Source organism: Gilliamella sp. Pas-s27 (assembly GCF_009795865.1).
Taxonomy (GTDB): domain Bacteria; phylum Pseudomonadota; class Gammaproteobacteria; order Enterobacterales; family Orbaceae; genus Gilliamella.
The window spans coordinates 1-15,351 of the sequence record NZ_WTEW01000005.1 but is presented as its reverse complement, the minus strand read 5'-3'; the positions used below and the strand labels follow the sequence as shown (position 1 = coordinate 15,351).

Annotated in this window: 10 protein-coding genes, 1 tRNA gene and 3 rRNA genes; 5 read left to right on the top strand and 9 right to left on the bottom strand. The window is 40.1% G+C overall.

Annotated features, from left to right (window positions below):
- Window positions 1-80: 80 nt before the first annotated feature.
- Both GQ589_RS03110 and ispB read right to left on the bottom strand, forming a co-directional pair.
- Window positions 81-962, bottom strand: coding sequence for an EamA family transporter (locus tag GQ589_RS03110; RefSeq protein ID WP_160401614.1), 882 nt, complete (start codon window positions 960-962; stop codon window positions 81-83).
- Window positions 963-1,106: 144 nt separating this feature from the next.
- Window positions 1,107-2,093, bottom strand: coding sequence for an octaprenyl diphosphate synthase (ispB, locus tag GQ589_RS03105; protein WP_160424542.1), 987 nt, complete (start codon window positions 2,091-2,093; stop codon window positions 1,107-1,109).
- Between the two features lie 154 nt (window positions 2,094-2,247).
- On the opposite strand from ispB, the gene GQ589_RS03100 reads away from it, so the two are divergent.
- Window positions 2,248-3,069, top strand: a complete 822-nt coding sequence (locus GQ589_RS03100) for a TonB family protein (protein WP_160411873.1) — start codon at window positions 2,248-2,250, stop codon at window positions 3,067-3,069.
- 98 nt (window positions 3,070-3,167) lie between these two features.
- Here GQ589_RS03100 and pepP read toward each other — a convergent pair whose 3' ends face one another.
- Entirely contained in the window at window positions 3,168-4,478 is a 1,311-nt protein-coding gene (gene pepP, locus GQ589_RS03095) for a Xaa-Pro aminopeptidase (RefSeq protein ID WP_370519412.1), read from the bottom strand.
- Window positions 4,479-4,518: 40 nt separating this feature from the next.
- Entirely contained in the window at window positions 4,519-5,061 is a 543-nt protein-coding gene (locus GQ589_RS03090; RefSeq protein WP_160401610.1) for a UPF0149 family protein, read from the bottom strand.
- Window positions 5,062-5,185: 124 nt separating this feature from the next.
- Here GQ589_RS03090 and GQ589_RS03085 point away from each other — a divergent pair, with 124 nt between their 5' ends.
- The 4 genes from GQ589_RS03085 (at window position 5,186) to crr (ending at window position 8,230) form a co-directional block, all read left to right on the top strand.
- Complete coding sequence (locus tag GQ589_RS03085; protein WP_160401608.1) at window positions 5,186-5,548, top strand: hypothetical protein; 363 nt, start codon at window positions 5,186-5,188, stop codon at window positions 5,546-5,548.
- A gap of 131 nt (window positions 5,549-5,679) precedes the next feature.
- Window positions 5,680-5,937, top strand: coding sequence for a phosphocarrier protein Hpr (ptsH, locus tag GQ589_RS03080; protein WP_160401606.1), 258 nt, complete (start codon window positions 5,680-5,682; stop codon window positions 5,935-5,937).
- 52 nt (window positions 5,938-5,989) lie between these two features.
- A complete protein-coding gene (gene ptsI / locus GQ589_RS03075; protein ID WP_160411875.1) occupies window positions 5,990-7,717 on the top strand; it encodes a phosphoenolpyruvate-protein phosphotransferase PtsI in 1,728 nt (575 codons plus the stop codon).
- Window positions 7,718-7,726: 9 nt separating this feature from the next.
- Complete coding sequence (crr, locus tag GQ589_RS03070; RefSeq protein WP_160401602.1) at window positions 7,727-8,230, top strand: PTS glucose transporter subunit IIA; 504 nt, start codon at window positions 7,727-7,729, stop codon at window positions 8,228-8,230.
- 85 nt (window positions 8,231-8,315) lie between these two features.
- Here crr and pgi read toward each other — a convergent pair whose 3' ends face one another.
- From pgi to GQ589_RS03045, 5 genes are all read right to left on the bottom strand, one after another.
- Entirely contained in the window at window positions 8,316-9,965 is a 1,650-nt protein-coding gene (gene pgi, locus GQ589_RS03065) for a glucose-6-phosphate isomerase (protein WP_160424537.1), read from the bottom strand.
- A gap of 459 nt (window positions 9,966-10,424) precedes the next feature.
- Window positions 10,425-10,540 (bottom strand): 5S ribosomal RNA (gene rrf, locus GQ589_RS03060).
- Between the two features lie 129 nt (window positions 10,541-10,669).
- A 23S ribosomal RNA gene (locus tag GQ589_RS03055) occupies window positions 10,670-13,568 on the bottom strand.
- 215 nt (window positions 13,569-13,783) lie between these two features.
- Window positions 13,784-13,859 (bottom strand) — tRNA-Glu (locus GQ589_RS03050).
- Between the two features lie 52 nt (window positions 13,860-13,911).
- Window positions 13,912-15,351, bottom strand: a 16S ribosomal RNA gene (locus GQ589_RS03045); the annotation flags it as partial.

The following is a 15,351-nucleotide window of genomic DNA, read 5'->3' as shown; positions in this document are numbered from 1 at the left end:
TATCATAATCTCTATTTCAAATTTCCCCAAAATATCGCACTGATAAACAGTGCGATATTGTTTTTAGTCGCTTAATTTTGTTACTTTATTTCACTATTTGATTTAATCGGTTTAATCTTTACTGGATGGTTCATAGTAAGTACTGTGCCTATGGACGAAATAATAATAAAGACAATGGCTAACCATTGATTACAAGTTAGCTGTTCGCGCAAAACCACCAATCCAGAAAGCGCGGCAAAGACAGGAGACAAGCTCATTAATGTGCTAAATGTTTGCGCCGGTAATCTTGGTAGTGCAATCATATCTAAGCCATAAGGGATTGCCGATGCTAATAATGAAACGACAAAAATAAGCGGAAGCAGTTCCAACGAAAACATTGTGCTACCACTTTGCCAAATTCCAATAGGAAATAAAAAGCACGCAGCAATAACTGACCCAACTGCTACGCTTGATGTTCCATAAATAGTGCTGGCTTTGCGTCCAAATAAAATGTAACACGCCCAACCACTTCCCGCTAATAACGCAAATAAAATGCCTATAGGATCTAAATTATCTGTAACTTGATAAAGAGGCAAAAGCATAGACAGCCCAATAATAGCAATACCTAGCCAAATAAAATCAAGTAGTTTTCTTGATGAGCACATTGCCACCATAATAGGTCCTGTAAGTTCAATAGCGACAGCAACCCCCAATGGTACTCTAGCAATTGCGTTATAAAACGCTAAATTCATGCTACCAATTGAAATTCCGTACAAACAAACATATTTCAATGCTTGTTTTGTCATTGTTTTACGCCATGGTTTGAGTATAAAAATCAACAGAATGGACGAAAAAAACAATCGCCAAGCCGTCATACCCTCAGGCCCTAATACAGGAAACAGATATTTAGCTATTGATGCACTGCCTTGAACCGAAATCATCGAAATAAAGATTAATAAAATAGGCAAAGCTCTTTTAAACATGAATAATTACCTTAATTGAAGTTATTGTATATGAAACTAATGGCAAGAAGTTTTCAGGAAACTATATGATTAGATATAACGCCATGAATTTAGCTATAAAAATATCTGTTCAACTGAATACTCATTTATTTGCGAATTGATTAATTAGTTTTCCCTTTTTACTGACAATAAGGCAAGATCTTGTAACGCTTTTTTATAAGGTGAATCAGGTAAGATGGCGATAGCATCAAATGCTTTTTGCGCTTCTTTTTGAGCTGTTTGCAATGTAAAATCTAGCGATCCACATTCATCCATGATTTTTAAAATACGATCTAACAAGTTACGTCCATTACCTTGTTCTATTGCTTGGCGAATTAATTCGGCATCTTGAGCATTTTTTGTGTGATGCATGGCATGTAAAAGTGGTAATGTTGGTTTGCCCTCGTTAAGATCGTCGCCTAAATTTTTACCCAGTTTTTGGTTACTATCGGCACTATAGTCAAGCAGATCATCAATAATTTGGAAGGCTGTTCCCAAGTATTTTCCATATTCTTGTAAAGCCAATTCTTGTGTTTCATTAGCGCCGGCTAACACCGCAGCCGAATGCGAAGTTGCTTCAAATAAACGGGCTGTTTTACGATAAATGACTTCTAAATATTGTTCTTTAGTAATGTTGGGATCGTTACAATTAATAAGTTGTTGAACTTCACCTTCGGCAATTACATTAGTTGCTGCCGACATGATAGTCAAGACTTTAAAAGATTCTGTGCGTACCATCATTTGAAACGAACGTGTATAAATATAATCGCCAACGAGTACACTTGCCGCATTACCAAAAAGCGCATTTGCTGTTGATTTGCCACGACGCAAATCTGATTCATCAACAACATCATCATGCAATAAAGTAGCAGTATGGATAAATTCGATGAAAGCAGCAGTAATAATATGTTTATCACCTTGATAATTGAGTGCTTTGGCTATTAACAAAGCAATAACCGGACGAATGCGTTTTCCACCACTACTAATGATGTAATTGCCTAATTGATTAATTAAAGCCACATCAGAGTTGAGTTCTGCTTGTATAGCCTGATTGACTTTGATTAGATCTTCTTTAACAAGATCGAGTATTTGATTCATTGATGGAGTATTCATCAGTCTAACCACTACAAATAATAGATATTTGTTTTCTATTATCTGATAAATATCTTTATGCAACAAGGTGTCATCTATCATATTTTAAAAAACACTATAAATGATACTCATTTTCATTTAAAATACATATCTTAAGTTGAAAATGATAATTGTTATGAAGATTAACTTTAATATAGACATCGATCATACCAAGGCTCCACAAAGCCCTACTAAAAAAAAACCAAAACACACCTATCTATGCACATCGGCTTCCATCCTGTCGCATCTTGTGTTATTGGTAATGCTATTTAGTTCTGCGTTACTTGCCCAAAATATTGCGGTTGATGAGGGTGATAATTCCATCAAAGCCGTCATGGTTGATCTATCACTATTAGCAGCACCTGAACAATCCCTAGTAGAAGACACCCCAGACATACAAGGCGTAGAAAATAGTCCAATTATTGATAATCAAAAAATAGAAGAAGTTCCAACCGAGCCGGAAGTTGTAAAAGAAGAAACGCCAGAACCCATCATCGAAAAAGTTACTGATAAACCAACTATTGAGCCCGAAAAGAAAATTGAAATAAAAAAAGAACCAAAACCAAAGAAAAAGCGTCCACCAGTTCAAAAAGCTTCGCACAAACAAGTTAGGCAAGAAGTAAATAGCCCAAATATTGCCAAAACATCTGTTGCACCTAAGATTTCTGATAATCGTCAATATTCAGGAAACCCGTCGCCGATAAGGCGAAATCAACCTGAATATCCACGCCGAGCACTCGATATGCGCATAGAAGGTTATGTCGTAGCAAAGTTTGATGTGAACAGTGATGGACGAGTTGAAAATATTCGTATTATTGAGGCAATTCCCAATAATATATTTAATCGCTCAGTAATCAGCGTTATGAAAACTTGGAAATATCAACCCATTGCCACCAAAGACATGAAAATAAAAATTATCTTCAATCGTGATAAATCGATTCGTTTAGATAACAATTAATAATTGGATAATAAATAGTTAGGTATTAGCTTTTTGATAGTTAGCTAACTGGTAAGCCATAACCTTAAGCAAAGTGATTATGGCTTACCATTAATAATTTACTTATTTTTTCCCATTAACTTTTCAATTTCGTGCGGTTCTTTAGGAACATCACTGGTTAGAACTTCATTGCCTGATTCAGTGATTAAAATATTATCTTCAATCCGAATACCGATACCTTTATATTGCTCTGGCACATCAGCATCTTGATTAATATATAAGCCTGGTTCTACGGTTAAAACCATACCTGGCTCTAATATTCTAGCTCGATTGCTACCAACATCATGCACATCAATTCCTAACCAATGCCCTAAACCGTGCATATAAAATTCAATATATGCTTTATTGGCAATTAAAGTGTCGATATCACCTTGCATAATGCCTAATTTGACTAAGCCTTCAACCATTATTCTAACGACGTGATGATTCACGTCCATAATAGAAGTACCCGGTTTAAGTAATTTAATTGCTTGATATTGTGATGCTAAAACGATGTCATAAATTTCACGTTGAGCTTGGCTAAATTGACCATTAACAGGAAATGTTCGAGTAATATCCCCCGCATAGTATTGATATTCACAACCAGCATCGATCAAAACTAAATCACCCGCTTTTAACGGTTTATTATTATTTTCATAATGCAATATACAACCATTATTTCCACCGCCAACAATCGTGTTATAAGATGGAAAACGTGCCCCATGCCAAGCAAATTCGTGTAAAATTTCGGCTTCTAGCTGGTATTCAAACATCGCTGGTTGACATTTTTGCATAGCGCGAACATGAGCTTTAGCACTAATTTGACAAGCTTGCCGTAAAATAGTTACTTCAAAATCCGATTTAAACATACGCATTTCATGAACTAGCGGTCGCCAATCAATCATGCAACTGGGTGCGAAAAGATTCATTTTATTACCTTTTCGCAACGTCTCCATTGCGTTATCAACAATGTTATCAGCATATTCATATTGCTGATCAGCATGATAAATTGCTGTTTTACCATTCAATAAATCAGGTAATACGGTAGCAATTTCATCAAATGCATAAGCTTCATCAACAAAAATAGCATCTAACGCTGCTTGTTGTCCTAATCGATAACCTGTCCAAGTTTCAGCTAGTCGATCTCTTTTACGATTAAATAACACATATCTAGTAGAATTATCATTTTGTTTAACAATAATAAAAACTGCCTCTGGCTCAGAAAAAAGCGTAAAATACCCAAAATCACTATTTTGCCGATATGGGTAATTGGTGTCATTACTGCGTGTCATTTCAGGGGCAGCAAAAAAAAGTGCAACACTATTTGTAGTCATCTGGGATGATAGTTTTTCTCTTCGTGACAATAGTTCTGTTTTGATATTACTGTTTATCATAGTCATAGCCTTACTTAATGGGATGTAATTATTCATATTAATGAATGGTCGGAGCTATATCAGGCTCGTTAAACTCATCAAAACAGAGCATAGCTGTTATACGAACATACTCTTTAATTTCTTCAAATGCAAAACCAAGCTCTTTTTGATCTTCACTTTCATCATAACCCAATTTAACAATTTGGCGTAAATCATAAATCGCTTCGCCGACATCGCCTTTCAGACGGTTAATTTTAGGTTGTACAAGGCCAATACCAAGTAAAAAATGATTCACCCAACCAACCAAATCATCAATTTGCGTAAACAAATCATGATGACTAAGTAATAGCTCAAATTCAAAATCATCATTAGAAAATTGTTGCTTAGTTAACAGATAAAGCCTTTTTATTTGCTCAGCTAATGGTTCAACAATCGCTTGACCATTATTTAACATATCGCTAACTAAAGGATGCCAACTTTCATCATGATTACCACCTGCTAAAATTCCAGAAAGAAAACCATGCAACTCAGCAGCAGTAATACCAATTTTATTTTGGATTAATTGACGATTAAATTCGTCGTAATTAATAGCATCAGACATAAGCTCCACCCTAATCTTGTCATATCACTAAAAATGCACTCTGCACTTTCTTTGATTATTAGTATATAATCCGTATTCAATTATAAATAATAAACAGGTTACTGTGCTTTATAAAGGAATTATTTTGAACATTGTTAGATTAATTGCAAAATTATCTCTGCAACGATTAAGTCTATTATGTTTCTCAGGATTAGCATTGTCGTTAGCATCCTGTAGCTCATTTTTACCTAATAAAGGTGTCATTATCCTTGATGTACAGGATAAAATACAGACCAATGTAACCAGTCAAGATTTGCCTAAATCATATAAAATAGGTAATGGCGAACAAGAACTACAACGATTTGAAGCTTTTTGTAAAAAAGAAATTCGCGCCTCACAACTTGATGGCAGTGAAGAAATCGTGTTTGAAAATATAAAACATGGAATCCATGGGCAGGTAGAATTTAAAAAATGTAGTGATAAAATCACTCGCATCTACCGATACTGAAAAACATAGTTATCATAATAAATGTTAACTAATACAATTGACTTAATATAAACAATGAAATCTTACTAGCCTTTCAGGCAGTTTTTATTTATATTGGTCATTAATATGAGAATATTTTTGGGAGTAAAAAAATGTATACACAAGATGTCACTATTACTGCATCTAACGGGCTTCATACACGTCCTGCGGCGCAATTCGTTAAAGAAGCAAAAAACTTTAATGCAGAAATCACTGTCACATCTAACGGCAAAAGTGCAAGCGCTAAAAGTTTATTTAAATTGCAGACTTTAGGCTTGACACAAGGAACAACCATTAGCATTTCTGCCGAAGGTGAAGACGAAAAAGAAGCAGTAAAACATCTAGTAAAATTAATTCCAGAATTAGAATAATCACTCCCAATGAGATATGAACGGTTTTAAAATTGAATAAGGACTAAATGTTATGGTATCAGGTATACTTGTTTCCCCCGGTATCGCTTTTGCTAAAGCGTTATTACTAAAAGAAGAACCAATTGTTATTAATAATAGACAAATTCTTGATAACAAAATTGACGCTGAAATAGAACGCTTTAAAGAGGCTCGCCAAAAATCAAGCGAACAGCTAAACGTAATTATGGAGCGAGCAAAGTTAACACTAGGGGAAGATAAAGCCGCTATTTTTGAAGGGCATATCATGCTTCTTGAAGATGAAGATCTTGAACAAGAAGTGATTTCTCGTATTCAAAGCAAGCATTCAAGCGCAGACGCTGCGGTGCAATCAGTATTTGAGGCACAAGCTAAAGAGCTTGAAAATCTAGATGATGAATATTTAAAAGAACGCGCTGCCGATATTCGTGACATTGGCAAACGATTACTTAAAAATGTTTTAGGTATCGAAATTGTTGATCTTAGTGCAATCAATCAACCATGTATCCTAGTTGCCACTGACTTAACACCGTCAGAAACAGCTCAATTAAACTTAGAAATGGTATTAGGCTTTATTACTGATGCCGGTGGACGCACTTCCCATACATCAATCATGGCGCGTTCTTTAGAAATCCCTGCTATTGTCGGCACATCTAATGCCACTCAAGCGATCAAACATGGTGATTTTATTATTTTAGATGCAATAAATAATGCCATTTATATTAATCCAGATCACAATACTCAAGAAAAACTAAAACAAGTTCAGACAAAATACACAGCCGATAAAGAAGAACTGGCAAAATTAAAGGATTTACCTGCAGTCACACTTGATGGCCATCAAGTAGAAATTTGTGGCAACATTGGCACTGTACGTGACATCGCTGGGGCTGAACGTAATGGTTACGAAGGTGTTGGGCTTTATCGTACTGAATTTTTGTTCATGGATCGTGAAGCATATCCTGATGAAGAAGAACAATTCAAGGCCTACAAAGAAGTGGCTGAAGCAACAAATGGCTTATCAATTATTGTTCGAACCATGGATATTGGTGGTGACAAAGATGTACCTTATATGCATCTACCAAAAGAAGAAAACCCATTCCTGGGCTGGCGAGCTATCCGTATTTGCTTAGATCGCAAAGAAATACTACACACACAACTACGTGCAGTATTGCGTGCATCGGCATTTGGTAAACTTCGTATCATGTTCCCAATGATCATTTCGGTTGAAGAAATTCGTACATTAAAGTCAGAAATCAATATTCTTAAAGAACAATTAAGTGCTGAAGGTAAAGCATTTGATAAAAACATTGAAATCGGCGTTATGATCGAGACACCAGCAGCAGCTGTGATTGCACATCATTTAGCCAAAGAAGTAGATTTCTTTAGTATTGGTACCAACGACTTAACACAATATACTTTAGCTGTTGACCGTGGTAATGAACTAATTTCTCACCTTTATAATCCGTTTTCACCTTCTGTGTTGACATTGATTAAAAAAGTTATTGATGCTTCTCATAAGGAAGGAAAATGGACAGGAATGTGCGGTGAACTTGCTGGCGATGAAAGAGCTACCATCTTATTACTAGGTATGGGACTTGATGAATTCAGTATGAGTGCAGTATCTATTCCAAAAATTAAAAAATTAATTCGTAACACTAATTATGCAGAAGCGAAAAAATTTGCAGATACCGTACTTGAAAAAGCGACATCTAAAGAAATCATCGAGTTAATTGAAAATTATACTGCTGAAAAGCAAGTTTGTTAGGAGACAATAATGGGTCTATTCGATAAAATTAAGCAATTTGTATCTGATGATAATAAAAATAGCATCGAGATTATTGCCCCTTTAAGTGGTGAAATTGTCAAAATCGAAGATGTGCCAGATGTGGTTTTTGCTGAAAAAATCGTTGGTGATGGTGTTGCCATCAAACCATCTGGTAACAAAATCGTTGCACCATTAAGCGGCAAAATTGGCAAAATTTTCGAAACCAACCACGCTTTTGCTATTGAATCAGACGAAGGTATCGAACTTTTTGTTCACTTTGGTATTGATACCGTAGAACTAAAAGGCGAAGGATTTACTCGAATTGCAGAAGAGGGTCAACAAGTAAAAGTAGGTGACACAATTATTGAAATCGACTTACCACTACTTGAAAGCAAAGCAAAATCAGTGTTAACGCCAGTAGTTATTTCTAATATGGAAACAGTGACTGAGTTAACTAAATTATCAGGTACTATCGAAGCGGGTAAAACGCCAATAATGCGAATTAAAAAGTAACGCCATATATCAATAAAAAAACCTTCAGCCAAAGCTGAAGGTTTTATTTTATCCTCTATTCTAATAGTCGATTGACTAAAATAATCTAACGCCACTTTTTATATTGGTTGATCAAACAATTGGTCGAATCGTCATGAGAACTTACTGGCTTATCATCAGCCAATTCAGATAAAATTCGTCCAGCTAATTGCTTACCAAGCTCTACACCCCATTGATCAAAACTAAAGATATTTAAAATAACGCCCTGAGTAAAAATTTTATGCTCATACATTGCAACCAATGCACCAAGTGTATAAGGAGTGATCTTCTTCACTAATATCGAATTAGTCGGCTTATTACCATCAAAGACTTTAAATGGAACAATAGATTTAACCTCATCAAGTGTCTTACCAGCGGCAATAAACTCTTGCTCGACTTGCGCTTTTGTTTTACCAAATGCTAAAGCCTCGGTTTGAGCAAAAAAGTTAGAAAGTAACTTAGGATGATGATCGCTAACTGGATTATGACTAATCGCCGGAGCAATAAAATCGCAAGGAATGAGCTTAGTCCCTTGATGGATTAACTGATAAAACGCATGTTGACCATTTGTACCCGGTTCACCCCAAATAATTGGACCTGTAGTATACGGCGTTTTATATCCATTACGATCCACGCTCTTACCATTCGACTCCATATTTCCTTGTTGGAAATAAGCAGCAAAACGGTGCATATACTGATCATAAGGTAAAATCGCCTCGGTTTCAGCACCGCAAAAATTATTATACCAAATACCTATTAACGCAAGTAAAGTTGGGATATTTTTATCGATTGGCGCATTTTGGAAGTGTTTATCCATCGCATGACCACCAGCTAAAAATTGCTTAAAGTTATCAAAACCAATAGATAATACAATCGATAATCCTATCGCAGACCATGACGAATAACGACCACCAACCCAATCCCAAAACTCAAACATATTGGTAGTATCAATACCAAATTTTTCAACCTCTTTGGCATTAGTTGATAATGCAACAAAGTGTAACGCAACCGCTTTATCATCCTTAGCCGCATCAAGTAGCCATGCACGTGCTGTCTGTGCATTAGTCATAGTTTCTTGTGTAGTAAAGGTTTTAGAAGCCACCAAAAATAACGTTGTTTCAGGATTTAAACCTTTCAGTGCTTCAACAATATGTGTACCATCTACATTTGATACGAAATGCATGTTCAAGTGATTTTTGTAAGGTCGCAGCGCTTCGGTAATCATTACTGGTCCTAGATCTGAACCACCAATACCAATATTCACCACATCAGTAATCGCCTTACCAGTATAGCCCTTCCACTCACCTTCGATCACCTTTTTACTGAATGATTCCATCTTAGCTAAAACAGCATTAACATCATCCATCACATTTTTACCGTCAACATAAATTGGTGTATTTGATACGTTACGTAACGCTACATGCAGTACTGCCCGGTCTTCAGTGCGGTTTATCTTTTCACCACTATACATGGCCTGTGTTGCGCCAGCCAGATCACATTCGTCAGCAAGTTTATAAAGTAATGCTAGTGTCTCTTGCGTAATACGATTTTTAGACAAATCAACCAAAAATTCATCTTCAAAAGGAATGCTGAGCTTTTCAACGCGTTGTGGTTCGTCTTTTAAGATCTGAGCAATGGTTTTAATATGATGCTTTTCATAGCTAGCTTGGAGCGATTTCCAAGACTCAGTAGTAGTTGGATCAATTGACTTTAACATAGTTTATTCCTTAATAATATGGGATTGTAACCATGATATAACTATGCCTGACATGATGCAAGATAAGGATCCAGTCGATTAAAATGGAGTAATTTTTATAAAAAACAACAAAATAAAAAAATTAAATAAAATCAATAACTTTCCTAACAGTCTTTATTAGATTAAGTTTTTCTTCATCTATACTTAGGACTACCAGTGAAAAATAACGAATGGACATGCCCTTTTAGTTAGGCTCTATCTATCTCATTTAGGTTACGGAGGGAAAAGTTAGTATCTCTTGTGTGGTTAAATAAAATGATATCATTAACAGAATTATTCAATATCAAATAAGGGTAAATTAAAATAAACCAATAAATTATAATTCTAAATTACTATTAGTGTACTGCTTTAGTATTTTCCTAAATAAAAATCCCAAAAGCAAAAAAGCCCAGCATCACTGCTGGGCTCATCTATTTAAAAGTCTGGCGGCACCCTACTCTCACATGGGTAATACCCACACTACCATCGGCACTACGGCGTTTCACTTCTGAGTTCGGCATGGGGTCAGGTGGGACCACCGCGCTATTACCGCCAGACATATCCTGTCTTCTCTTTCTCAATCAGTGCTCATTATCTCATAACTACACCAATCGCTCAATCCGGAACAAACTGTTTATCTAACTTTTAATCATCTCTTCGCGTAACCCAAAACAACTCCGAGTTGTAAGGTTAAGACTCTCGGTTCATTAGTATCAGTTAGCTCAATGTATCACTACACTTACACACCTGACCTATCTACGTCTTAGTCTCAAACGGACCTTACTGAATCTCTTCAGGGAAAACTCATCTCAAGGCTAGTTTCGTGCTTAGATGCTTTCAGCACTTATCTATTCCGCACGTAGCTACCGGGCAATGCAATTGGCATCACAACCCGAACACCAGCGGTGCGTTCACTTCGGTCCTCTCGTACTAGAAGCAAACCCTCTCAATTTTCCTACGCCCATGGCAGATAGGGACCGAACTGTCTCACGACGTTCTAAACCCAGCTCGCGTACCACTTTAAACGGCGAACAGCCGTACCCTTGGGACCTACTTCAGCCCCAGGATGTGATGAGCCGACATCGAGGTGCCAAACACCGCCGTCGATATGAACTCTTGGGCGGTATCAGCCTGTTATCCCCGGAGTACCTTTTATCCGTTGAGCGATGGCCCTTCCATTCAGAACCACCGGATCACTATGACCTACTTTCGTACCTGCTCGAGCCGTCACTCTCGCAGTCAAGCTAGCTTTTGCCATTGCACTAACCTCCTGATGTCCGACCAGGATTAGCTAACCTTCGTGCTCCTCCGTTACTCTTTGGGAGGAGACCGCCCCAGTCAAACTACCCACCAGACAGTGTCCCTTACCTCGATTCAGAAGTATAGGTTAGAACATCAAACATTAAAGGGTGGTATTTCAAGGTCGACTCCACACACACTAGCGTGCATGCTTCTTTGCCTCCCACCTATCCTACACATTAAGGCTCAATGTTCACTGTCAAGCTATAGTAAAGGTTCACGGGGTCTTTCCGTCTTGCCACGGGTACACCGCATCTTCACGGCAATTTCAATTTCACTGAGTCTCGGGTGGAGACAGCCTGGCCATCATTACGCCATTCGTGCAGGTCGGAACTTACCCGACAAGGAATTTCGCTACCTTAGGACCGTTATAGTTACGGCCGCCGTTTACTGGGGCTTCGATCAAGAGCTTCTGCTTACGCATAACCCCATCAATTAACCTTCCAGCACCGGGCAGGCGTCACACCGTATACGTCCACTTTCGTGTTTGCACAGTGCTGTGTTTTTATTAAACAGTTGCAGCCAGCTGGTATCTTCGACTGATTTCACCTCCATCCGCATGGGACTTCAATTAACATCAGCGTGCCTTCTCCCGAAGTTACGGCACCATTTTGCCTAGTTCCTTCACCCGAGTTCTCTCAAGCGCCTGAGTATTCTCTACCTGACCACCTGTGTCGGTTTCGGGTACGATTAACTATAACCTGAAGCTTAGAGGATTTTCCTGGAAGCAGGGCATCAATTACTTCACTACCTTAGTAGCTCGTCATCACACCTCAGCGTCTCAGTGACCGGATTTGCCTAATCACACGCCTACATGCTTAACCCACCATCCAATAGGTGGTAAACCTAGCCTTCTTCGTCCCCCCATCGCAGTTATAGCCAGTACGGGAATATTAACCCGTTTCCCATCAGATACGCCCTTCGGCCTCTCCTTAGGGGTCGACTCACCCTGCCCCGATTAACGTTGGACAGGAACCCTTGGTCTTCCGGCGAGCGGGCTTTTCACCCGCTTTATCGTTACTTATGTCAGCATTCGCACTTCTGATACCTCCAGCATGCCTCACAACACACCTTCTACGGCTTACAGAACGCTCCCCTACCCAATACACTTACGTGCACTGCCGCAGCTTCGGTGCATAGTTTTAGCCCCGTTACATCTTCCGCGCAGGCCGACTCGACTAGTGAGCTATTACGCTTTCTTTAAATGATGGCTGCTTCTAAGCCAACATCCTAGCTGTCTAAGCCTTCCCACTTCGTTTCCCACTTAACTATGACTTCGGGACCTTAGCTGGCGGTCTGGGTTGTTTCCCTCTTCACGACGAACGTTAGCACCCGCCGTGTGTCTCCCATGATTAAACTTGTCAGTATTCGGAGTTTGCATCGGGTTGGTAAGCCGGGATGGCCCCCTAGCCGAAACAGTGCTCTACCCCCAACAGTTACTCATGAGGCGCTACCTAAATAGCTTTCGGGGAGAACCAGCTATCTCCCGGTTTGATTGGCCTTTCACCCCCAGCCACAGGTCATCCGCTAATTTTTCAACATTAGTCGGTTCGGTCCTCCAGTTAGTGTTAACCAACCTTCAACCTGCCCATGGCTAGATCACCGGGTTTCGGGTCTATACCCTGCAACTTAACGCACAGTTAATACTCGGTTTCCCTTCGGCTCCCCTATTCGGTTAACCTCGCTACAGAATATAAGTCGCTGACCCATTATACAAAAGGTACGCAGTCACACATATCTTATGATACATGCTCCCACTGATTGTACGTACACGGTTTCAGGGTCTATTTCACTCCCCTCCCGGGGTTCTTTTCGCCTTTCCCTCACGGTACTGGTTCACTATCGGTCAATCAGGAGTATTTAGCCTTGGAGGATGGTCCCCCCATCTTCAGACAGGATATCACGTGTCCCGCCCTACTCTATAAGCTTCCACATATCGCACCTTCGTGTACGGGACTTTCACCCTCTATTGTGCGACTTTCCAGACGCTTCCACTAATACAATATGCTACCCGCTTGGGCTCCTCCCCTTTCGCTCGCCGCTACTTAGGGAATCTCGGTTGATTTCTTTTCCTCGGGGTACTTAGATGTTTCAGTTCTCCCGGTTCGCCTCATATGACTATGTATTCATCATATGATAGTGTAGTCTCCTACACTGGGTTTCCCCATTCGGACATCAACGGCTATGGCGCCTTTTATCGGCTCACCGTCGCTTTTCGCAGATTAACACGTCCTTCTTCGCCTCTGATTGCCTAGGCATCCACCGTGTACGCTTAATTTCTTAACCTTACAACTCACAGTTGTCTTGGTCTAAATTACGCTTTCTTCTCTTTCTTACTTCCAGTCGCAGATATCTTCATATCGCTTCCTTCCGCAAAAACGAGAACTCGTTTCTTTCAGCTTGTTCCTAATTGTTAAAGAGCTTTATCTTTCTATTTACTCATCATTAATTAATAAATAAATACAAACATAATCAGTCAGAAATAATTTCATCACATTTTATGGCGTCCCCTAGGGGATTCGAACCCCTGTTACCGCCGTGAAAGGGCGATGTCCTAGGCCTCTAGACGAAGGGGACTTAATTATTTCTTCTAAACAAACAATCTGTGTGAACACTTACGAGCACTTCGTAAGGAGGTGATCCAACCGCAGGTTCCCCTACGGTTACCTTGTTACGACTTCACCCCAGTCATGAACCACACCGTGGTAAACGCCCTCCCGAAGGTTAAGCTATCTACTTCTGGTGCAACCCACTCCCATGGTGTGACGGGCGGTGTGTACAAGGCCCGGGAACGTATTCACCGTGACATTCTGATTCACGATTACTAGCGATTCCGACTTCATGGAGTCGAGTTGCAGACTCCAATCCGGACTTAGACGTACTTTATGAGGTCCGCTTGCTCTCGCGAGGTCGCCTCCCTTTGTATACGCCATTGTAGCACGTGTGTAGCCCTGGTCGTAAGGGCCATGATGACTTGACGTCGTCCCCACCTTCCTCCGCTTTATCAACGGCAGTCTCCTTTGAGTTCCCGACCGAATCGATGGCAACAAAGGATAAGGGTTGCGCTCGTTGCGGGACTTAACCCAACATTTCACAACACGAGCTGACGACAGCCATGCAGCACCTGTCTCACAGTTCCCGAAGGCACTCTCGTATCTCTACAAGATTCTGTGGATGTCAAGACCAGGTAAGGTTCTTCGCGTTGCATCGAATTAAACCACATGCTCCACCGCTTGTGCGGGCCCCCGTCAATTCATTTGAGTTTTAACCTTGCGGCCGTACTCCCCAGGCGGTCGATTTAGCGCGTTAGCTTCGGAGCCCATCACTCTAGGCAACAAACTCCAAATCGACATCGTTTACAGCGTGGACTACCAGGGTATCTAATCCTGTTTGCTCCCCACGCTTTCGCATCTCAGCGTCAGTATCTGTCCAGAAGGCCGCCTTCGCCACCGGTATTCCTCCACATCTCTACGCATTTCACCGCTACACGTGGAATTCTACCTTCCTCTACAATACTCCAGATAACCAGTTTTAAATGCAATTCCTAGGTTGAGCCCAGGGCTTTCACACCTAACTTAATTATCCGCCTACATGCCCTTTACGCCCAGTCATTCCGATTAACGCTCGCACCCTCCGTATTACCGCGGCTGCTGGCACGGAGTTAGCCGGTGCTTCTTCTGTGATTAACGTCAATCGATGCACCTATTAGATACACCGCCTTCCTCATCACCGAAAGTACTTTACAACCCGAAGGCCTTCTTCATACACGCGGCATGGCTGCATCAGGGTTCCCCCCATTGTGCAATATTCCCCACTGCTGCCTCCCGTAGGAGTCTGGACCGTGTCTCAGTTCCAGTGTGGCTGGTCATCCTCTCAGACCAGCTAGAGATCGTCGCCTAGGTGAGCCTTTACCCCACCTACTAGCTAATCCCATATGGGTTCATCAAATGGCGCATGGCCCGAAAGTCCCATGCTTTGGTCTCACGACATTATACGGTATTAGCAGTCGTTTCCAACTGTTGTCCCCTTCCATTCGGCAGATCCCCATACATTACTCACCCGTCCGCCA

Coding starts and splice junctions, on each gene's coding strand:
- GQ589_RS03110 (WP_160401614.1), bottom strand. CDS start 962: ATGTTTAAAAGAGCTTTGCCTATTTTATTAATCTTTATTTCGATGATT.
- ispB (WP_160424542.1), bottom strand. CDS start 2,093: ATGAATACTCCATCAATGAATCAAATACTCGATCTTGTTAAAGAAGAT.
- GQ589_RS03100 (WP_160411873.1), top strand. CDS start 2,248: ATGAAGATTAACTTTAATATAGACATCGATCATACCAAGGCTCCACAA.
- GQ589_RS03090 (WP_160401610.1), bottom strand. CDS start 5,061: ATGTCTGATGCTATTAATTACGACGAATTTAATCGTCAATTAATCCAA.
- ptsH (WP_160401606.1), top strand. CDS start 5,680: ATGTATACACAAGATGTCACTATTACTGCATCTAACGGGCTTCATACA.
- ptsI (WP_160411875.1), top strand. CDS start 5,990: ATGGTATCAGGTATACTTGTTTCCCCCGGTATCGCTTTTGCTAAAGCG.
- crr (WP_160401602.1), top strand. CDS start 7,727: ATGGGTCTATTCGATAAAATTAAGCAATTTGTATCTGATGATAATAAA.
- pgi (WP_160424537.1), bottom strand. CDS start 9,965: ATGTTAAAGTCAATTGATCCAACTACTACTGAGTCTTGGAAATCGCTC.